Genomic DNA, 18219 nt, shown 5'->3' on the forward strand with positions numbered 1-18219 from the left:
GAATGGTAGAGGCGATTTCTTGATAGTTAATCTGTCGACAATTTACCTACGGTTCGTGCACAACACCAAATATCCACCTGTTTCACCCCTGATTTTTTTAAAGTGAATGCCAGTTCATTCGCTGTGCTTCCTGTTGTTAAGAGATCATCAATTATCGCAACATGCTGCCAGGGAAGTTTTTTACTTTTGAAGGCATGGCGTAAATTTTTTTGTCTTTGTTCTCCATCAAGGCTTGCTTGGGGTTCAGTATTGCGAATTTTTTGACAACTGGTTACATCGTAAGGCAAGCCTAATTTTCTGGCCAACAAACGAACCAAAACGGCGGCCTGATTGAACCCACGTAATTTAATTCGTTGTGGATGCATAGGAACTGGGATTAAACACTGAGGTAGATTTTCAAAGTTTGGCAGTGAATTAATCATTAAATGACTTAAAAAAGAGCCTAGATAAAGCCCCTCATGATATTTAAATTGATGTAAAAGACTACGGAGCGGTTCTTCAAAGGTATAATTAATATAGGCACAGTCAAAGTGAGGTGCTTTTTTTATACAACGGCCACACATTTGCAGATGGGTATCCGGTAAAGGATAAGCACACTGTTGGCACGCAGGGCCTAGATAAGGCATGAATTCAATGCAAGAGGTACAAACTGCCATTTTATTATTATGAAATTGATTACATAAAGTACATATTGAGTACAAGCGTAAACTTTGTGTTAAACTCCATATTTTCTGGCGCACAAGTGTTGGATTCCTTTAATTTTTCCTGGTTTTATAATGGCTGTTATCTACGAAATTAGCAAGACATTTAATCAACATGCTTCTGAATATGAATTTGCTGCCAAAGTACAACAAGAAATTGGGGTGCGTTTATTAGAGCGTTTGCAGTATTTGAACATTAAACCTCAGCGTATCCTGGATCTTGGATGTGGACCTGGCTTTTTTTCTTATGAATTGACTAAGATCTATCCGAAAGCACAGATCGTAGGTTTGGATTTAGCACAGTCTATGTTGATTGAAGCGCGAAAAAAACAAGGGTGGCGACGGAAGTGGCCTTTAGTGGCTGCAGATATGCGAAGTATGCCTTTTGTTACAGGTGCGTTTGATTTAATTTTTGCCAATCAAGTGATTCACTGGGGTGGTTCTTTGACACCTGTTTTTCGTGAATTGAATCGAGTCATGAAAGCCAATGGTTGTTTGATGTTCACTACTTTGGGCCCTGATACATTTAAAGAATTGAAGCAGGCTTGGGCGCGAGTGAATCCTTACGCTCATGTCAATGAATTTGCTGACATGCATGACGTGGGTGATTGCTTGATGGCAGAGCATTTTTTAGAACCAGTAATGGATATGGAATTATTGTCGGTGCATTATGAAACGCTCCCTAAGCTGTTGCAGGCTTTGAAAGCTCAGGGAGTAAAAAACATTAACCCGCAAAGAAATCAGGGGCTAACGGGGAAAACAGCTTGGCGACGTTTTGAGCAAAATTATGCCACCCTGCAAACGGATAGAGGGAAATATCCGCTGACTTACGAAGTGGTATACGGTCATGCCTGGAAAGGGGAGCAAAGAAAAACCGAACTTGGAATCGAAACCATGATACCCATTTCCCAAATCGTTAGGCCAAAGAGATAAATACCTAGCAGTTTACTGGTGCATTGGATTTTGATACTTAGAATCCGCAGTTGCACCAGGTTACCTATCCAACTTACTACGTTCTTGTAATTTCTTGGTTAAGTCAATCAAGGTAGACGCTTTTTGATCAAATATTTTTAATGCATCCAGGGCAATTTGATAATGTTTGCTGATTTCTTCTTCTAATTTATTTTGAGTATAAAGCGCTGCAAAGGTGGTTTTTTGATTCGCCAAATCAGAGGAGCGCCCTTTACCCAATACCTCAGCAGGTGCATAACGATCGAGATAATCATCTTGCATTTGAAAAACTATGCCTAGATGGCTGGCATAAGTGCGTAAAGCGGCCTTATCGGTTTCAGAGATGGAAGAATGGGCATTAAGCACCATTTCAATACACGCTAAAATAAGTCGTCCGGTTTTAAGATAGTGAATTTCTCTCAGTTGTTCTTCACTAATCGATGATTTGGATAACTCCGATAAATCCAAACTTTGCCCGCTCACCATGCCACTAATGCCGCTGGCTTTAACCAGCTCCAGCGTAATGGCAATGACTTGTTTGGGTTGCAGCAGAAGAGAAAGATGATTTAATAATACTTCAATGGCTAAGGCTTGCATGCCATCACCCACTAAGATGGCAGTTGCCTCATCAAAGGCCTTATGACAACTCGGCTTGCCCCGACGGAGATCATCATTGTCCATAGCTGGAAGATCATCATGAATTAAAGAATAACAATGAGTCAATTCTATAGCCGCAGCAATCACATCCAGAATTTTTAGATCCAGATCAAGCAGGCTCCCGGTTAAATAGACCAGGATTGGGCGAATTCTCTTTCCGCCAGGGAAAAGAGAGTAATTGATTGCAGAACGTATTGTTGCTGCTGGTACCGAAGATTCATTAATGATTTGACTAAGAAACTCTTCATGCCGTTGTATGTAATTACTGATCACTTAATTGTTCATCCGAGCTGGGTTCAGCAGAGGTTAATATTTCTATTTTTTGTTCGGCCTTTTGTAACACATCTTGACATCGTCTGGCCAGACTAATTCCTTTTTCAAATTGTTTGAGCGAATCTTCCAGGGAAAGCTCTCCTTTTTCCAGTTGCCTGACAATTTCTTCTAGCTCCATGATCGATTGTTCAAAATGCATGTCCTGGCTCATAGATTTTGTCCTGATTGTTCAAAATGTACTGATTATACTGAGTTGTTCTCAGGATTCAATGTACGTGAATTAATTTTAATGAAAATTGGAAATCTTGACGAAGGCAAAGCCGCAACCGAAGCTCTTTTTTGCTTTTAGATAAATCGTGTATATTAGCGCCAACAGAATTTGATGGAATAAGCATGAAAACAAAAACCCAATTTGTATGCAGTCAATGTGCCGCGATTTCTAAACAATGGGCGGGACAATGCACCCATTGTGGCGCATGGAATTCGATTGCGGAAGAAGGTATCCCGATGAATCGTAACTCACGCAGCGGGTCTTGGGTGAATCAACGCTCTGTAATTACTGCAGTAGAAGATGTCGTTATGGATAAAGAAGTGCGTATGGATTGCGGTTTATCAGAGCTCAACCGAGTTCTTGGGGGTGGTTTGGTTTATGGTTCAGTGGTTCTTATCGGAGGCGATCCAGGGATTGGTAAGTCTACTTTGTTATTGCAAACCTTGGCTAACCTTTCCATGCAGGAAACTGTTTTATATGTCACGGGTGAGGAATCCCTACAACAAGTAGCCATGCGAGCCAAACGTCTTGGATTACCTTTAGCGGGATTAAGACTTTTAGCAGAAACACAGGTTGAATCGATTATTGCACACGCACAAAAAGAAAATCCTAAGGTGATTGTGATTGATTCCATCCAAACTATCTTTACAGAGACGATAAGCTCTGCTCCGGGTGGGGTAAGTCAGGTACGTGAATCGGCAGCTCAATTAGTTCGTTTTGCTAAACTCACCCAGACCGCAGTGTTTTTAGTCGGGCATGTGACTAAAGAGGGAGCTCTAGCCGGCCCCCGTGTTTTAGAGCATATGGTGGACAGTGTTCTCTATTTTGAAGGCCAAAGCGATAGCCGTTTCAGAGTGATTCGCGCCATTAAAAACCGTTTTGGCGCAGTCAACGAACTGGGGGTATTTGCGATGACCGACAAAGGATTAAAAGAAGTAGCCAATCCGTCGGCAATTTTTTTATCGCGCCAGCCAGAACCTACTTCAGGGAGTGCCGTGATGGTCACTTGGGAAGGATCTCGCCCGATGTTAGTCGAGGTACAAGCTTTGGTTGATGAAGCACATGGGCAGCAATCCAAACGGGTGACCGTGGGTCTTGAATCCAATCGTTTAGCTATTTTACTTGCTGTCCTACACCGACATGGAGGAATTGCTACTTATGATCAAGATATTTTCATCAATGTAGTCGGCGGTGTGAAAGTGACAGAAACTGGCTCAGATCTTGCATTATTAGCTGCGGTAGTATCCAGTTTGCGTAATCGGATTTTTGACAGGGAAACGATTATTTTTGGTGAAGTGGGTCTTGCTGGTGAAATCAGACCAGTACAAAGTGGGCAGGAACGCTTAAAAGAAGCAGCAAAACACGGATTTAAACGAGCGATAGTCCCTTTTGCTAATGCGCCCAAGCAACAACACGATTCTTCAATGGTTATCGAACCCGTCAAATATTTACATGAAGTTTTGGAAAAAATGTAAGTCCTATCTGCAACGGGTATTAAAGCGAAACGAATAATTCACTGTCATTCCAAATGCAACCAAGGATTCCTACTGCAGCACCACGCTAGGATGAGGACCTTTTGCACTCGGATGACGGGGACATTCGTCGTACCCAGGTTACACAAGCAGCCTTCGTTGTAAACGTTTTAAGAGTTTTAGACACAGTCTTTATCGTATTGAAACTAACCAACATAGGAGCAATGATGACTTTTCCCACCCAGCTAAAACGTGACTTTATGGATATGTTAACTCGCAACAAAATTTCTCACAGTCAAGGTTGGTCCAATTTTATGGGGAATGTGAGGAATCCCACTGCGGTGGTTGTTGATGTTGAGAGTGAAGCGCAAGTTCAACTCATCATGAAAGAAGTTAAGAAGATGAATGATAAACGGACGCCACAGAATAAGATTACCTTAAGAGCGAGTGCCGGTTGGGAAGATAAGAAGAATGCAGATTGTTGTTTATTTCCTTGGTCTAAAGTTCAGGATGAAGAATATGGAGGCAGTTTTTCTTTCTCGGAAGTAGTAGGGGGGCGAGCATCACCTCAAAGCGAAGGGACGGACATTATTATTCGTTTTAAAAAGAAATATCATAAAGCCAAAGTATTAGGACCTCTTGATACCAAGCCGTCATGGATTAATCCTGACAATCCGATTCATCAACTTCCAGCGATGCTCGTGGAAGTAAACGCAGGAACTCAGATCGCTGAATACGCAGAATTTTTACGAAAGAATAATTTATCTTCATCGACACTCAGTATGCTGAGTTGGGCGAGTCTTGTAGGATTATCTATTCCTGGTGGGCATGGAACGGGGCGTGATGAACCTGCTGTAAGTGGCCTGATTGAATCAATCAGAGTGTGCGATTTGGATGGAACCATTCGTGAACTGACTCCTGAGCATCCCGATTTTGAGACTTTACGTGCGGCAAACAGTGGTTTTTTAGGGGTTGTTCTGAGTGTGAAGTTGCGTGCTGTGAAGGCCTTTAATTTACTTGAAACGGTAGAACTGTTTCATAACACAGAAGAAATGAAAGGCAAACTGGGCGACCTATTAAAAAACAATCACTATGTGAGTTTTATAGGAATGCCCAGTTCTGCTGATTCTGAACTGAGCGAACACATTCACCAATGGCAAGTTCGGAAGTGGAATTTTACTACAGAGAAACCAACCCAATCCAGCAAAGCGACTTATGCGCCTTCAATCACTTCCTTTGTTCAAGAATTGGAGTTAAGGCTGGGGGCGGATTTGATGAATTTTTTAGTGAATTCAGAATTAAGAAGTTTATTACCCCAATTCATGTTAATTGCTGCCGCTGAAACGATTGAAAGTCGTGGCACCAAGCCCATAGTTGATTTTGAAAACCATATTACCCATCCACAAGTCGCTTTTCCAAAGGTATTACGTGATGTGGATTATTTTATCCCTGTACAGGATGACAAGGCCGGCGAACAGCTGGAAGAAATACTGCAGCAAATTGAGCGTCAGATAAAAAGTGCAGCAAAACAAGGTGAGAATCCGGTAACTTATGCGATTTACGTTCGCTATTTGAAAGGTACCAATGGAGGATTGTCTCCCACGAGTACTCAGGCACCTGATGAACGGATTATTGCTTTGGATGTGGTCACTCACCCGCAGGCGAGAGGAATTGCTCGTTTTGAAACTACTTTTATGGGCACATTAAAAGAAAAAGGATTTGAAGTCAGAAATCATCTAGGAAAAGAGTTTCCCGCGGGAGTAGTTCGTTATGCTCAATTTTTAGATCCTAAAAAAATAAAACAATTTATTGAAGCGGCAGAGCGTTGGAATGCAACCCCAGGTCAGAATGATGGGGCAGAGCGTTTGGCCATGGCTCCTTATAATACAAATTACTTTCAAGAGATGCTTGATCTCAGTCCTAAATTGGTCAGTGAGGAAGAGAAGAGTACAAAAGAGGAAATTCTTCCACCCAAACAGACGTCTTTAGAATATACTAAAGAGGAGCATACACAATTTTTAACTCGCTTACGCGAGGTCGTTGCGTTAATGCCTGTGCATCATGAAGCTGCAAAAAATGCGAAGGCCGCTTTTTTACAGACGTGTGACAGTGAGTTGGAAAATCGAAGATTACGTGATTTGGTGATTAGTTAAATGGATTGATGTAACCTGGATGCAGCACAGTAGTGTTGCCTTAAAGTTAAGAAGAATCCTCTCTTTCATAAATGGGAGAAGGGAGGGCAACTGTGTGACACCCGGGTTACGTTTCTAAGGATACGAAGGTGATATATGGACATAACTCCTTTTTTTAAATTAATGGTCGATCGAGGGGCTTCAGACTTGTTTTTTAGTGTGGGTGCACCACCTAATATTAAAATTGAAGGAGTTATTTCTCCGGTGGGGCAGGCACCTCTCAAGTCGCAACAAATGGCTGAAATTGCTTTATCACTGATGAATGATGATCAGCGTAAAGAATTTGAGGCCACTATGGAGCTGAACATGGGGCTTTCTATTAACCAGGTTGGACGCTTCAGAATTAATCTATTTCGTCAGCGTGGTGATATTTCAATGGTGGTGCGCTACATCAAGAATAAAATCCCTTCAATTGAGCAGTTAAATTTACCTCTTATTTTAAAAACAATCGTGTTGGAGTTACGTGGGCTAGTTCTTGTAGTGGGTGCTACCGGTTCGGGAAAATCAACCACTTTGGCCGCCATGATCGATTATCGGAATGAACATCAAAGCGGTCATATTTTAACGATTGAAGATCCCATAGAATTTATTCATCAACATAAAAAATCCATAGTGGATCAACGTGAAGTGGGCATTGATACGATGAGTTATGATAATGCTTTAGTCAATGCAATGCGGGAGGCTCCAGACGTGATTTTAATCGGTGAAATACGAGAGCGTAATGCCATGAAACATGCCATTGCCTATGCAGAGACAGGGCATTTATGTATTTCAACTTTGCATGCTAATAATGCGAACCAAGCGATGGATCGTATCATTAATTTTTTTCCAGAAGACGCACGAAAACAAGTCTTGATGGATTTATCCCTTAATTTGCGAGCCATTATATCGATGCGGCTGGTCCCAGGGGTGAATAATCAACGTGTGGCAGCTGTGGAGCTCTTATTAAACACTCCCTATGTATCTGATTTAATCGAGAAAGGCAAAATAGATGACATTAAGGAAGCGATGGAGCGTAGTACGGAGCAAGGTATGCAGACGTTCGATCAGGCTTTATTAAAATTATATCGAACTGGGGTAATTTCCAAGGAAAATGCGATCAAATATGCCGACTCGAAGAATAATGTAGGTTTACAAATTCGTTTGAATAGTGCTGGAGATTTTGATTCACAAGATGACAGTCTAAGCATCGAAGATAATTGATATTTTTTGGACTTATGTTAAAATTTCACACAATTTGATTTCCTTATGTGATCCTTTGGCTTCCTTTGATGTATGGCAGAATTTTTTCATATTAAAGACATAAATAAAGGTCCAGCGACACAAGCAACCGCGCATGTGGCGTTTCTCAATGCCATATATACTCCTCCCGATAACAAAAATTTGCCCTACAGAATTATTTATAAAAAAAATAAGTACGGGTTACCCGAGTTGTCGCGTCTTGAAGTAATGTTTGGCCAATTGGCTCGTCTTTTTCTATTACCTGAACTCACTCCTGCTAATAATCTAGTGGTTAATGAAGACCATCGTATTCTAGGTTTGGCAGTCCAGCATCTGTGTTATGTCATCGCCAATAGGGAAGGCTTAGAACATCATTTTTATACCTTAAAAAAAACGGATGATGGGTGTGATTGCTCTCCTAAGAAAGTGGAAGACTCCACCAAAATACCTATTTATTTCCTTGATAAACTTCCGCAAGGATTTTTTGCAGACTTAGTGAATGCTGAGGAGGCTGGACAATTAACCATTGATTATGAATCACTGGCCAGTATCTTTGCGACTTCTTATACCCTGGAAGAGGATGATTTACATAAAGGAAATTATGGTTTTTATTTGGTAGAGCGTGGGGGCAGGCCCCATGCGGTATTTTTCAAAATCGATCATGATTTAATGTTTGTAGACAGCATCATGGGATTTAAAACCAGAAGACCTTTCCATTTATTCCATGGTCCTCATGCATTTGATATCACTGTGGATGATCTTGAGTCGCTCATGTGTTTAAGCACTTCATGCAACGCCTATTGGCCTACGAAATTTGGTTATGTTGCTAATCCTTTTGATAATAAGGAGTATCGTAGTTATTCTGAAATCAATGCCTTTTCTCAATTGGGGAATAATCCTAATTTTATCAAAGCGAAATGGAAATCCTTTGTTAAACATATTCTAATGCCTAAAGAGCTCATTCAGCAGACTTTATATGAATGTGCTGATATGAGCAAAGCCTCAGAGCGCGCGCAAGTTGCCTTGATGATCCAGGCTACTACTGCCAGACTTGCGCGTTTGCGCGCTGTATTGTTTTCCAGCCAAGAATTTCGTAATTATGTGAGTCAATTAGATGAACAACAAACACTTGCTTTAGTAAACGAAATCATTCCCACGCGTTGGGCAACACAAAGGGTCCTGCAGCAAGTCCAGGACTCAATTGCTCGTTTTAAAGAGTTATCTCAAAATGAAGATGGATTTGATCCTGAAGATACGCCGCTACATGTTGCAATTAAGCTTGGCGAATATCGGTATGAAGAAACCTTAGAAATGTTTGGCGAATTCATTAATGTACGAAACAAAGCGGGCAAGACTCCTCTAGATATTGCATTGGAAAGAGTTCAAGCGCAACAGAGAGATCAAGACACAGTACAAAACAATGGCGTGTTAATCGCCAAACATTTATTGACAAACGAGGCGCAACACGCAAAAGAGTACAAAAGTGAGTTCTTGTTAACCATTAGATCGTATCATTTTAAAAACCCATATTTAGAAAGAATCAGAGAGAATATGGATTATGGAGATTTTAAACAGATTTTGACGGAAATAGGTGAAGATCATCAGTTTGGTTTGAAATTTAAAAAGGATTTGGCGCTTGAATGCATGAAGCATTTTATTCAGTTGAATGAGGGACGCCCTGATTTTAATGACCAATTACAACAATTAAAGGACGATATAAATGGTAACTCCTCTGAAGAAGAGGCTGCTGGCGTGAAATATATACGCCAGCTACGTAGCAGATTATGGATTATTCGCCAATTACGCGGATTATATGGTTGGACTTCAACCCAATGGGAAGCCAATACCATGATTAACCAGGCTATGGCGCAAAATAAGCCCAAGGAGCACAGTTTATTTTCATTCTTCTCTTGTTTTTCTGATAGCGAGAAAGCACGGCGCATGCGCTCTGAAGAGCAAGAGCTATGTTGCGCAGGCACCACTCTGGTTCGCTAAAAACGATGAAGGTTAAGCCTTAGGCTCAAACTACATCGTATGCAGATGTGTAGTCCGACTTTTTGCTAATGGGTTTGCATTTCTCCCAAGTGGAAGGGGTAGTCATGACGGCATCGGGCGTATGCGGCGCCAATTTTGGCAGGGTTAGGGTAAAAGGCGTAATGGGTGGCCTTATAGGCACAACAGGGGACGGCGCTGACGAAGCAGCCTCTTTTCGCGTTCCAGCGGTAATGACCGTCTTCTGCAAGTTGCAATGTTCTGCCATCAAAACACACATAACGCGGTTGTGAGGGGATTTCCCCAATGACACAACCTTGAGCATGAACCCCATTTATCACTGCAAATAATAGTCCAGTTAGGATGATTTTCACACTTAATCCTTTAATCTTGCTATAATAATCTTATAACGTTAGTCCATCTTACCGCCTTTATACAAGCAAGATATACTGAGGCGATGAAATTTAAGGTTATTTTAATAAAATAAGTTTAAAATAAAAACATAATGGTTTGCGGAGTGTGTGATTATGCCCTACATAAATAAAGAATTTTTAGCTGCGTTACAAAATACCGATGCTTTACGCAAATTTACTCCATCCAGTGAAAGAGATGAAGCCTTAAATGCACTATTGTTAGCGGGTACCATAGGAGCACTTGAAACAGCCGTACTTGCTCATAAAACTTTTTGGGAAAAAATAGATAAAACAAACCTTAAAGATCTGGTTGAGCATGATGCTTGGCGAAGCGGTAATTCATTAAATACAAGTGATGAAGAAGCTCTGAAAAATATGAGGAAAGCAGCTGCCGAACAACGCGTTAAATTTACATTAACTAGCGCGAAATCTGACGTTTTGGTTAGTCTTTTAACTACTGGTTTTACAGATAATGGAAAAGAACTTAGAGACTACATAGAATCACAACAAACTCATCTTGGACTTAATCTCACCGGGTTACCTGGATGGACTCCAACAACCAATGAGAGCCTACTGACTAAAGACTCTTTGGTTCGAGTTAGAACTGAAGCAGCAACTCAGTTGTTAATAAAATTAATAGACAAGCGTGAGATCACGAACCCTAAATTATTCCATGATCTAGTCAATGCAACAACTGTAGGCGATTTTCAAATAGCTGCAAAAGCCCTTCTTAAAGCAGGAGGAATTACTCCCCCTCAAGGAAAAACACTAGAAGAGCTAACTGCAGCTTTGACTTTGGATTCAAAGACGGAAGTTGTTGCTGCAGTTGCCGTAGTTGAGTTTGAAAGACAACTGCAACAATTCAAAAGCAGTGTTACAGATGCGGAGCTTTTGCAATCATCAATGAGAGACATTCTCAAAGAGGCTAATAAAGAAAAATTTACAACCAACTTAGCGGCGCATCCGAATTTGAAAGAGGATCCTCAGAACCCGTATAAGACAACAATCGCGGGCTTGCCTAAAGACAAAAAAGAGGCCCTTGCAACGAGTTATCAACAATCCTTATGTGAACAGTATGTGAAAGCAAGGGTATTAACTGTAAATAAAGCTATCAGTGATGGAAATTTCGTTGCTGCGTTGAATGACACAACGGCAGCTAACTTAAAAGCAAATTTAAAAGCCTTTATCGGCAAGGCTAATGATAATGACGTCATCGATTTGGCTGTAACAGATACCAACCTAGCCACGTTCAAAGTCGCTTTAACAAAGAATGCCATTAAAGCAATAGCTGCAGGTGGTGCTACTCCTTTAGATGAACTTCAGACAGCTGCTGCAAATCTAGAGAGTTTCCGCAAAGAGCTCGCGAAAAAGATACCTGGAGTGGCTTCTTTTGATTTTGTGCAGGAGAAGGACTTACCTGAGCTTAGAGAAGCAGTGGTTGCGGAGGTAGCTGCTTTTCAACGAAATGAGCGCGCGAAAGAATTTGAAGCAGAAGTTAAAAAATCTCGTCTAGATGCAGGACCAGGAAAACCTGTTACCCACAAGGAATTAGTAGCAGTATTTAAACAACTTCCCGATGCAAAACAAATTGAGATATTAAAAGACATAGATAAAACTAAAAAGCATGAGCTGCTAATCAGTGCGAAAAACAAGGAAGAGCTTCAATATTATTTGGGAACTAAAAATGCTGAAGGGGGGCCGCTTAATCTTACACGATTAGTTGAGGAAAATAAACGAGCTGCTCTGTTTAAGCAAATCCATAATTCTGAAATAGCCAAGGTTTTGATGGGGATTGATCCTCCTATTATTCCGACTCCCGCTATGATTAAAGATATAAATGATCACCTAAAAAATAATCCGGCAGTGGATATATCCACTCAAGCCAATTTTAAAGCCGTTGTTGATGCGATTAGTACCGCCTGTTTTACCAGAAAGAACGCCCCCCAAGATGCTGCCTTTTATCAAGCTTTTGGTTTTGAAGATGAAAAAGCTACTAAGTTTAGTGACGACCCTAACCCTAATCCGATAGCTGTTAATGCTCAAGCAAAGCACCATGCTAACGAACATCTGCTGACTGCACTTGCTGTCGTAGGTGCCGGAGGTTTGGGTGAAACCCAGAAAGAGTTTGTAGAGATTCTGTTAAGAGTCGGAGGACCAACTTCTGTCTCGATAAAGGGAACAACTGTTAATATGGATACTGCGGCTCATATTAAAGATATTTACTTTGCTACATTTCCTGTAAGTTCTAGTACCCATGATTTTCTTAATAAGTTAATTCCAGATGCATCAAGTGATCCTGTGAAACAGGCCATGAAGGAAGAGTTGAGCAGAGAGTTTACACCAGAAGTATATGAGCAGTTAAAAGGCACCAGAGCTCGGGTTCTTCTGGGTAATCGCGAGCAACAAGAGACAATTATAAATGAAATCAACGAAGATTTAGAACGAATACAAGATTCCAGTCCTACAATTGAAAAACATAAAGGATATCTAAAAAATCTTCAGGAAGATCTTACATTACTTCCAAATTTATTTAGCGGAGCAAATGAAGCAAAAGCGAAGAACAAAGCTAATGAAATGAAAGGGAAATATGAAGCTTTGGGAAAACAATGTGATACGATCATAGAGCATTTAGCGGGTGCTCAGCGCAAACTTCAGATATATTTGGATCAAATACCCCTGCCTATTGCTCCTGGACCTAAACAAGAAGAATTAACAAAGCTGCATGAGGAATTAACTAGCGAAAAAACAAAGATTAAGACACAGTTGAAATTTTATCAAGGATTAAAAAAACAGATAAACGGCGAAGATGGTGCTTTAGCAAACATTGATAAAGTGATGAAGGGTAAGGCTACTGTTCAGGTGGAAAAAGCAACTGTCACTTATTCAGTAATTCCCATAAGCCAGGAAAAATCAGCATTACTTCAATCAAAAACCAGCGCAAATGTAGGCACAACGACCGCCACTACTAACGTTGATGAAAGCTCTCCTAACTATAAAATTCACGAAATACCTGAAAAAGGTAATGTCCTCAAGGCTGATATAGTTCACAAAAAAGACAATCCCGCTCGCGGTCGACCTGGTGAACCTGATGAGATAGATGACCTCAATGGGCAAGCCCGTGTTACTGTAAATTATCATCCTGAGGGTAAACCTAGCACCTCCGGTTCTAAACCTATAAGTGTCGGCCTGCCAATAGTTGCTAAGGACAAAAACTATCTGGCAGAACAATGTATGGAGGCAGCAAAACAGCTGTTAAAAGATTGGGATGGTAAAAGCCCTATAAGATTAAGAGGGGTGCATGGCAAGGAGAGAGAATTAGCCAATTTATGGACTGCAGTGTGTGTTCTAGGAGAACATCACCCAAAATTTTCAATGGATAAGATAGAATTTAGAGGTTCTTGTGCGTGGAGACCTGATCAGGGTAAGGATAAGCAGTTAGGTGGAATACGCGGCAAAAGTTTTACTAAAGACTCTCTTTATAATACAGTATTCAAAGGTTCAGCCAAAGGGCTTGTTGAGGAGATTGAAAACGAGTTTAAGACAATGGTTAATCCAAAGAAAAGAGATCAAGTCGATAAAGGTGTGGTAAATGCCACCAGTCTCTTTAGAAAACAAATGGACGAGGGTAGGCCGCATGATATTGCTACATTACCTCTTCAGGATCAAAGAAAACAAGCACCTCGCTCTCCATCTTTAAGTCTTGGCGGAGATGACGACTAACAACAAGGGGGATTCAATTGAATTCAAGCCAACTGGCGATTGGTGTATTTGACTCTGGGATGGGCGGACTAACGGTTTTGCGGGCATTGCGAGAGGGCTTGCCGCAAGAATCGTTTATCTATCTAGGGGATACAGCCCGGCTGCCTTACGGTACTAAAAGCCCGGATACTGTAAAACAATATGCAATGCAAATGGCAAAATTACTGGTAGAGCGGCAGATTAAGGCTTTAGTTATCGCCTGTAATACCGCAACTACTGCGGCATTGCCGTATTTGCAGGAAATGCTACCCGATATGCCGGTGCTTGGTGTGGTGGCTCCAGGTGCTGCAGCAGCTGTTGCGGCAACTGAAAACAAACGTATTATTGTTTTAGCGACTGAAACCACGATTGCATCGAACGCATACCAGAAGCTCATCATCCAAAAGCTACCGCAGGCAGTAATAAACACGCGTGCGTGCAGTGTCTTGGTTGCCCTGGCTGAGGAAGGTATGGTGGATAATCAGGTAGCACGTGAAGCGTTAAAACATTATCTTGATGGATTTACTAACGAAGATACAGTTTTGTTGGGTTGCACCCACTTCCCAGTATTTAAGCCTTTGCTGCACAGTTTATTACCGCAAGGTGTAACTATAGTGGATTCAGCACATGCCACATCGCGGGCATTGCATCAGTTGCTTGAAAAGCAGGATTTACTGAATGATACCCCTTCCTTGAATCGCAAAGTAAATTATTTAGTAACTGATTCCATCAAACGGTTCCAGATTGTAGGCGAGATATTTTTGGGTGAGCAGTTGGCATCGGAAGATATTGAGCTTGTGGATGTTAGGAATTAAATAGAACGTATCACTCATCCGCCCTGACGGACACCTTCTCCCCCTTGAAGAGAAGGGAAATTAGCGAGGCCATTACAACAATCCCCTGTCCCGCTTCGGGAGAGGGGCAAGGGTTGAGGGAATTAAAAGAGAATTACTCTTCCTTCGGTGGACGACTCATTAGGTTTTGCACTACCTGTTTTGGAGTAATTTTTCCTTGTAACAGTGCGTTAATTTGTTCACATATCGGCATTTCCACTTGATATTGATTGGCGATGAAGCAGACTTGTGACGCATTATATTTTCCTTCCACAACTTGGCCAATTTGCTTTTCTGCATCGTTGATGCTGATATTTTGCCCTAAAAGTAAACCAAAGCGACGGTTTCGCGATTGATCATCGGTGCAGGTCAATACTAAATCGCCAACGCCAGCCAAACCAAGAAAAGTTTCTGCACGTGCACCTAAAGCAAGTCCAAGACGCTCCATTTCTGCCAGACCACGCGTTATTAATGCCGCTTTGGCATTAGCCCCATAACCTAAACCATCACTGATTCCACAGCCAATAGCCAAGACATTTTTTATCGCACCACAAATTTGCACTCCGATCATATCATCGCTCAGATAAACACGCAGGTTGTGATGATGAAGTAGTTCGCGGATATCTTTTTGATAGTGCGGATCGTTGGAGGCTAAAGTGACCGCTGTAGGTAAAAAGTGAGCCACTTCTTTGGCAAACGATGGCCCTGAAATAATTGCTTGTGGAAAAGTAGCACCAAAAGTTTGACTCACCAGATCACTTAATAATTGATGGCTTTGTGGGTCGATACCTTTAGTTAGCCATGCTAAACCTTGAGGTGACTGTTTAATTTTTGCAATAATTTCTGCAAATGCATGGGAAGGAACAGCAATAATGACGTAATTGGCTTCATTGATGCATTGATCCAAATCCGCCAAGGGTTCCAAAGTATCAGGAAAAGTGATATCCGGTAAATAATTTGGATTTGATTTTTTTCCCTTCATCAGGGCAACGTGTTGTGGATCATGCCCCCACAACAAAACACGATGACCCGCTTTGGCTAGGTGAATTGCAACGGCAGTGCCCCACGAGCCGGCACCTAATATAGCAATGGTTTTTTGGTTCATTTTATGTTCTTGAATAGGGGTTAAATAGAGCTGGAAGCAGGGTTTTGACTATCATTAAATTAAGGAATCCGCTCTCCCTAAGCGGGAGATGGGCAGGGGTGAGGGTTAATGATACCTCATCTGCCCGCATAGGCCTCTTCTCTTTGTCCTCGTTATCCCTCGTTGAACTGGGGATGACCGGTTAGGGGAAGAAGGGAAATTCCTTACTTATGTTATACAATTTCGCCTGCACCCTGTTTATCTTATTAGTGCACTTGTAATTTTAAGCTTTGCCTTCTTTTTGTTTTTCTGCAAGTTGTTGCATGTACAGCGCATCAAAATTAATGGGAGCCAGTACCAGTTGTGGGAAACTACCACGAATTACTTGAGATGTAATTGCTTCACGAGCATAAGGGAATAAAATATTGGGGCAGAAACTGTTTAACAAATGATCCAGTTGATTCGCTGGAGCACCTTGAATGGTGAAAATACCCGCTTGTTTTACTTCAACAAGGAACGCAGTTGTTTTGTTATTGGTTACTGTGGCAGTAACGGTTAATACCACTTCAAAAACACCTTCTTCCAGTTTTGTATTGGTGGTATTGAGTTCAAGATTAAGTTCAGGTTCCCATTGTTGCTGAAATACAGCCGGGGTATTAGGCGTTTCAAAAGATAAATCTTTAGTATAAATCCTTTGAATCATGAATTGTGTTTCATTTTGATTTTGTTGCGCCTGGTTAGCTTGATCGTTCATGTTATTGTTATCCTCTTAGTAATTTATCGAGTTTCCCCTGAGCATCCAGGGCATATAAATCATCGCAGCCACCCACATGTTGGCCATTAATGAAAATCTGCGGAACAGTACGTCTGCCACTTTTGCTTATCATTTCATCACGTAATTCGGGTTGCACATCAACACGAATTTCGGTGAATGAAACCTGTTTTTGTTGTAATAACTCTTTGGCTCGGACACAGTAAGGGCAATATCCGGTACTGTAAATAATGACTTCAGCCATAATTTATTTTCCTTTAACCAAGGGTAACTCGGCATTTTGCCAAGCAGCGACTCCACCACCTAATACATGAGGCTGGTAGCCCTGAGCACGAATTTTATTGGCAACAGTTTGAGCATCAAAAGCTCGTGAGGCGATCAGAATAAGGGGTTTATTTTTATATTTATCCATTTTCTGTTGTTCAAAATCTTCGCTTTTAGCATGGATCGAATCAATTATGTGTCCTTTCGAAAAGGCTTCTTTGTCTCGCAAGTCAACGACCACCGCATTTTCATGATTGATTAAATCGACAGCGGCTTGAGGGGTCAACTCCTTTGCTTTCCTTTTTTGGGTGATTAATTCGTTGATAAAAGTTAATAATAAAATCACGATAAAGGCCAGCCATAGCTGCCAATGATGTATAATAAATTGACTAAAGTGTTCCATGTTCTCTCTTGGATATTTTATTAATGTGGGAATTATCACCAGAATGAGGCATTAACGCAAGTCACAGAACTATTTTCTATGGACCCGGGGCGCCATGACGCGAAACCCGGGATCTTTTACGGTTATCCTGAGGCAAGCGAGAGGTCTCCTCATGGCATTGGGGTGATACAAGGTGGGGTTCTTTCGGCGGGCTTGGGATGCCGTAATTATCTGTTTCTCTTAAGCAGCACATAAACTGCACCACTTCCTCCATCCCTGGGTAGGGCACTGTGAAAAGCCAAAACCTCATCTAACTGGGGCAGCCAGCGATTGAGTAAATTTTTAATCACCGGGGGTGCACCTTGGTAACCACCTTTACCGTGAATAATTAAAATACATCTGCTGTTGTTTTCTGCCTGGGTTTGAATAAATTGGCATAAGGTATCGCGGGCATTTTCACTTTTTAGTCCATGCAAATCCAAGCGGGCTTCCCATGGGATTTGGCCATGTCTTAATGCTTTAAATCTTTGGCTGGCAAGGCTGGGATGAGAATAGGATAAAATGGTTTCTGAAAGAACCGTGTCAACAATCATATCGGATAAGTAATACTTCTTTTTTTCCTGTGTTACTTGGGGGGTATTTCTTCTAGGTGGAACTGAAGGCTTGGGTTGAGCCACTTTGACCTGCTTTGATTGTTTCTTCAATGGTTTTACAGAACGCATGTGTTCGCGAAACAAGGCTTTGTCTTCATCGGACAAAAAATCGTCAGCCATATTTTAGTAAAAATAATAAATGATATTTGAAGTATAACCCGGGTTCCGCTGTGCTGCACCCCTGGCTATGAAATATAAAGTGTATAGAAGAACCCGCCATCCCTGATGAAGAGGGGGATGACGGTAAAAGAATCCCGTTGCGACTGTGTTGCATTCAAATCTAAGTTTTCATCAAGGTAAACATACAACTACTTTTGTTGATTAACATAGGGTACAATTTGTACTTTTTC

General features: G+C 41.4%; 15 protein-coding genes. 7 read left to right on the forward strand and 8 right to left on the reverse strand.

Annotated features, from left to right (window positions below):
• Window positions 1-26 precede the first annotated feature (26 nt).
• Window positions 27-740 carry a ComF family protein gene (locus OQJ26_RS13145; protein ID WP_416209963.1) on the reverse strand — a complete coding sequence of 238 codons (714 nt, stop codon included), beginning with the start codon at window positions 738-740 and terminating at the stop codon, window positions 27-29.
• A 36-nt stretch (window positions 741-776) separates the two neighbouring features.
• On the opposite strand from OQJ26_RS13145, the gene bioC reads away from it, so the two are divergent.
• Complete coding sequence (gene bioC / locus OQJ26_RS13150; protein WP_265704220.1) at window positions 777-1634, forward strand: malonyl-ACP O-methyltransferase BioC; 858 nt, start codon at window positions 777-779, stop codon at window positions 1632-1634.
• A gap of 60 nt (window positions 1635-1694) precedes the next feature.
• On the opposite strand, the gene OQJ26_RS13155 is transcribed toward bioC, so the two are convergent.
• Together OQJ26_RS13155 and OQJ26_RS13160 are read right to left on the reverse strand one after the other, a co-directional pair.
• Complete coding sequence (locus OQJ26_RS13155; protein ID WP_265704221.1) at window positions 1695-2582, reverse strand: polyprenyl synthetase family protein; 888 nt, start codon at window positions 2580-2582, stop codon at window positions 1695-1697.
• Window positions 2572-2793: an exodeoxyribonuclease VII small subunit gene (locus OQJ26_RS13160; protein WP_265704222.1), complete on the reverse strand. Its 222-nt coding sequence runs from the start codon at window positions 2791-2793 to the stop codon at window positions 2572-2574. Before OQJ26_RS13160 ends, OQJ26_RS13155 begins: the two co-directional genes overlap by 11 nt.
• Before the next feature lie 182 nt (window positions 2794-2975).
• Between OQJ26_RS13160 and radA the strand changes: the two genes are divergently transcribed.
• The 6 genes from radA (at window position 2976) to murI (ending at window position 14696) form a co-directional block, all read left to right on the forward strand.
• Window positions 2976-4328 (forward strand): DNA repair protein RadA, encoded by a 1353-nt coding sequence (radA, locus tag OQJ26_RS13165; RefSeq protein ID WP_265704223.1) that lies wholly within the window; start codon window positions 2976-2978, stop codon window positions 4326-4328.
• A 221-nt stretch (window positions 4329-4549) separates the two neighbouring features.
• Window positions 4550-6478: an FAD-binding oxidoreductase gene (locus tag OQJ26_RS13170; RefSeq protein WP_265704224.1), complete on the forward strand. Its 1929-nt coding sequence runs from the start codon at window positions 4550-4552 to the stop codon at window positions 6476-6478.
• A 135-nt stretch (window positions 6479-6613) separates the two neighbouring features.
• Window positions 6614-7720, forward strand: coding sequence for a PilT/PilU family type 4a pilus ATPase (locus OQJ26_RS13175; protein ID WP_265704225.1), 1107 nt, complete (start codon window positions 6614-6616; stop codon window positions 7718-7720).
• A gap of 72 nt (window positions 7721-7792) precedes the next feature.
• Window positions 7793-9733 carry a Dot/Icm T4SS effector AnkK/LegA5 gene (gene ankK / locus OQJ26_RS13180; protein ID WP_265704226.1) on the forward strand — a complete coding sequence of 647 codons (1941 nt, stop codon included), beginning with the start codon at window positions 7793-7795 and terminating at the stop codon, window positions 9731-9733.
• A gap of 524 nt (window positions 9734-10257) precedes the next feature.
• Window positions 10258-13863 (forward strand): kinetochore Spc7 family protein, encoded by a 3606-nt coding sequence (locus OQJ26_RS13185; RefSeq protein ID WP_265704227.1) that lies wholly within the window; start codon window positions 10258-10260, stop codon window positions 13861-13863.
• A 17-nt stretch (window positions 13864-13880) separates the two neighbouring features.
• Entirely contained in the window at window positions 13881-14696 is an 816-nt protein-coding gene (murI, locus tag OQJ26_RS13190) for a glutamate racemase (protein WP_265704228.1), read from the forward strand.
• 133 nt (window positions 14697-14829) lie between these two features.
• Here murI and OQJ26_RS13195 read toward each other — a convergent pair whose 3' ends face one another.
• The 5 genes from OQJ26_RS13195 to OQJ26_RS13215 all read right to left on the reverse strand — a co-directional run bounded on the left by OQJ26_RS13195 (window position 14830) and on the right by OQJ26_RS13215 (window position 17989).
• Window positions 14830-15819, reverse strand: a complete 990-nt coding sequence (locus OQJ26_RS13195; protein WP_265704229.1) for an NAD(P)H-dependent glycerol-3-phosphate dehydrogenase — start codon at window positions 15817-15819, stop codon at window positions 14830-14832.
• A 262-nt stretch (window positions 15820-16081) separates the two neighbouring features.
• Window positions 16082-16552 carry a protein-export chaperone SecB gene (gene secB, locus OQJ26_RS13200; protein WP_028381197.1) on the reverse strand — a complete coding sequence of 157 codons (471 nt, stop codon included), beginning with the start codon at window positions 16550-16552 and terminating at the stop codon, window positions 16082-16084.
• A gap of 7 nt (window positions 16553-16559) precedes the next feature.
• Entirely contained in the window at window positions 16560-16814 is a 255-nt protein-coding gene (grxC, locus tag OQJ26_RS13205) for a glutaredoxin 3 (RefSeq protein ID WP_265704230.1), read from the reverse strand.
• A 3-nt stretch (window positions 16815-16817) separates the two neighbouring features.
• On the reverse strand, window positions 16818-17237 hold the full coding sequence (locus OQJ26_RS13210) for a rhodanese-like domain-containing protein (RefSeq protein ID WP_265704231.1): 420 nt from the start codon (window positions 17235-17237) through the stop codon (window positions 16818-16820).
• 206 nt (window positions 17238-17443) lie between these two features.
• Window positions 17444-17989, reverse strand: a complete 546-nt coding sequence (locus tag OQJ26_RS13215) for a Smr/MutS family protein (RefSeq protein WP_265704232.1) — start codon at window positions 17987-17989, stop codon at window positions 17444-17446.
• Window positions 17990-18219: the final 230 nt, after the last annotated feature.

The organism is Legionella sheltonii, from assembly GCF_026191355.1.
GTDB lineage: Bacteria > Pseudomonadota > Gammaproteobacteria > Legionellales > Legionellaceae > Legionella > Legionella sheltonii.

Excerpts from the sequence above, each read along its gene's own strand:
- bioC (WP_265704220.1), top strand. The coding sequence starts at position 777 with ATGGCTGTTATCTACGAAATTAGCAAGACATTTAATCAACATGCTTCT.
- OQJ26_RS13160 (WP_265704222.1), bottom strand. The coding sequence starts at position 2,793 with ATGAGCCAGGACATGCATTTTGAACAATCGATCATGGAGCTAGAAGAA.
- radA (WP_265704223.1), top strand. The coding sequence starts at position 2,976 with ATGAAAACAAAAACCCAATTTGTATGCAGTCAATGTGCCGCGATTTCT.
- OQJ26_RS13170 (WP_265704224.1), top strand. The coding sequence starts at position 4,550 with ATGATGACTTTTCCCACCCAGCTAAAACGTGACTTTATGGATATGTTA.
- OQJ26_RS13175 (WP_265704225.1), top strand. The coding sequence starts at position 6,614 with ATGGACATAACTCCTTTTTTTAAATTAATGGTCGATCGAGGGGCTTCA.
- ankK (WP_265704226.1), top strand. The coding sequence starts at position 7,793 with ATGGCAGAATTTTTTCATATTAAAGACATAAATAAAGGTCCAGCGACA.
- OQJ26_RS13185 (WP_265704227.1), top strand. The coding sequence starts at position 10,258 with ATGCCCTACATAAATAAAGAATTTTTAGCTGCGTTACAAAATACCGAT.
- OQJ26_RS13195 (WP_265704229.1), bottom strand. The coding sequence starts at position 15,819 with ATGAACCAAAAAACCATTGCTATATTAGGTGCCGGCTCGTGGGGCACT.
- secB (WP_028381197.1), bottom strand. The coding sequence starts at position 16,552 with ATGAACGATCAAGCTAACCAGGCGCAACAAAATCAAAATGAAACACAA.
- grxC (WP_265704230.1), bottom strand. The coding sequence starts at position 16,814 with ATGGCTGAAGTCATTATTTACAGTACCGGATATTGCCCTTACTGTGTC.
- OQJ26_RS13210 (WP_265704231.1), bottom strand. The coding sequence starts at position 17,237 with ATGGAACACTTTAGTCAATTTATTATACATCATTGGCAGCTATGGCTG.
- OQJ26_RS13215 (WP_265704232.1), bottom strand. The coding sequence starts at position 17,989 with ATGGCTGACGATTTTTTGTCCGATGAAGACAAAGCCTTGTTTCGCGAA.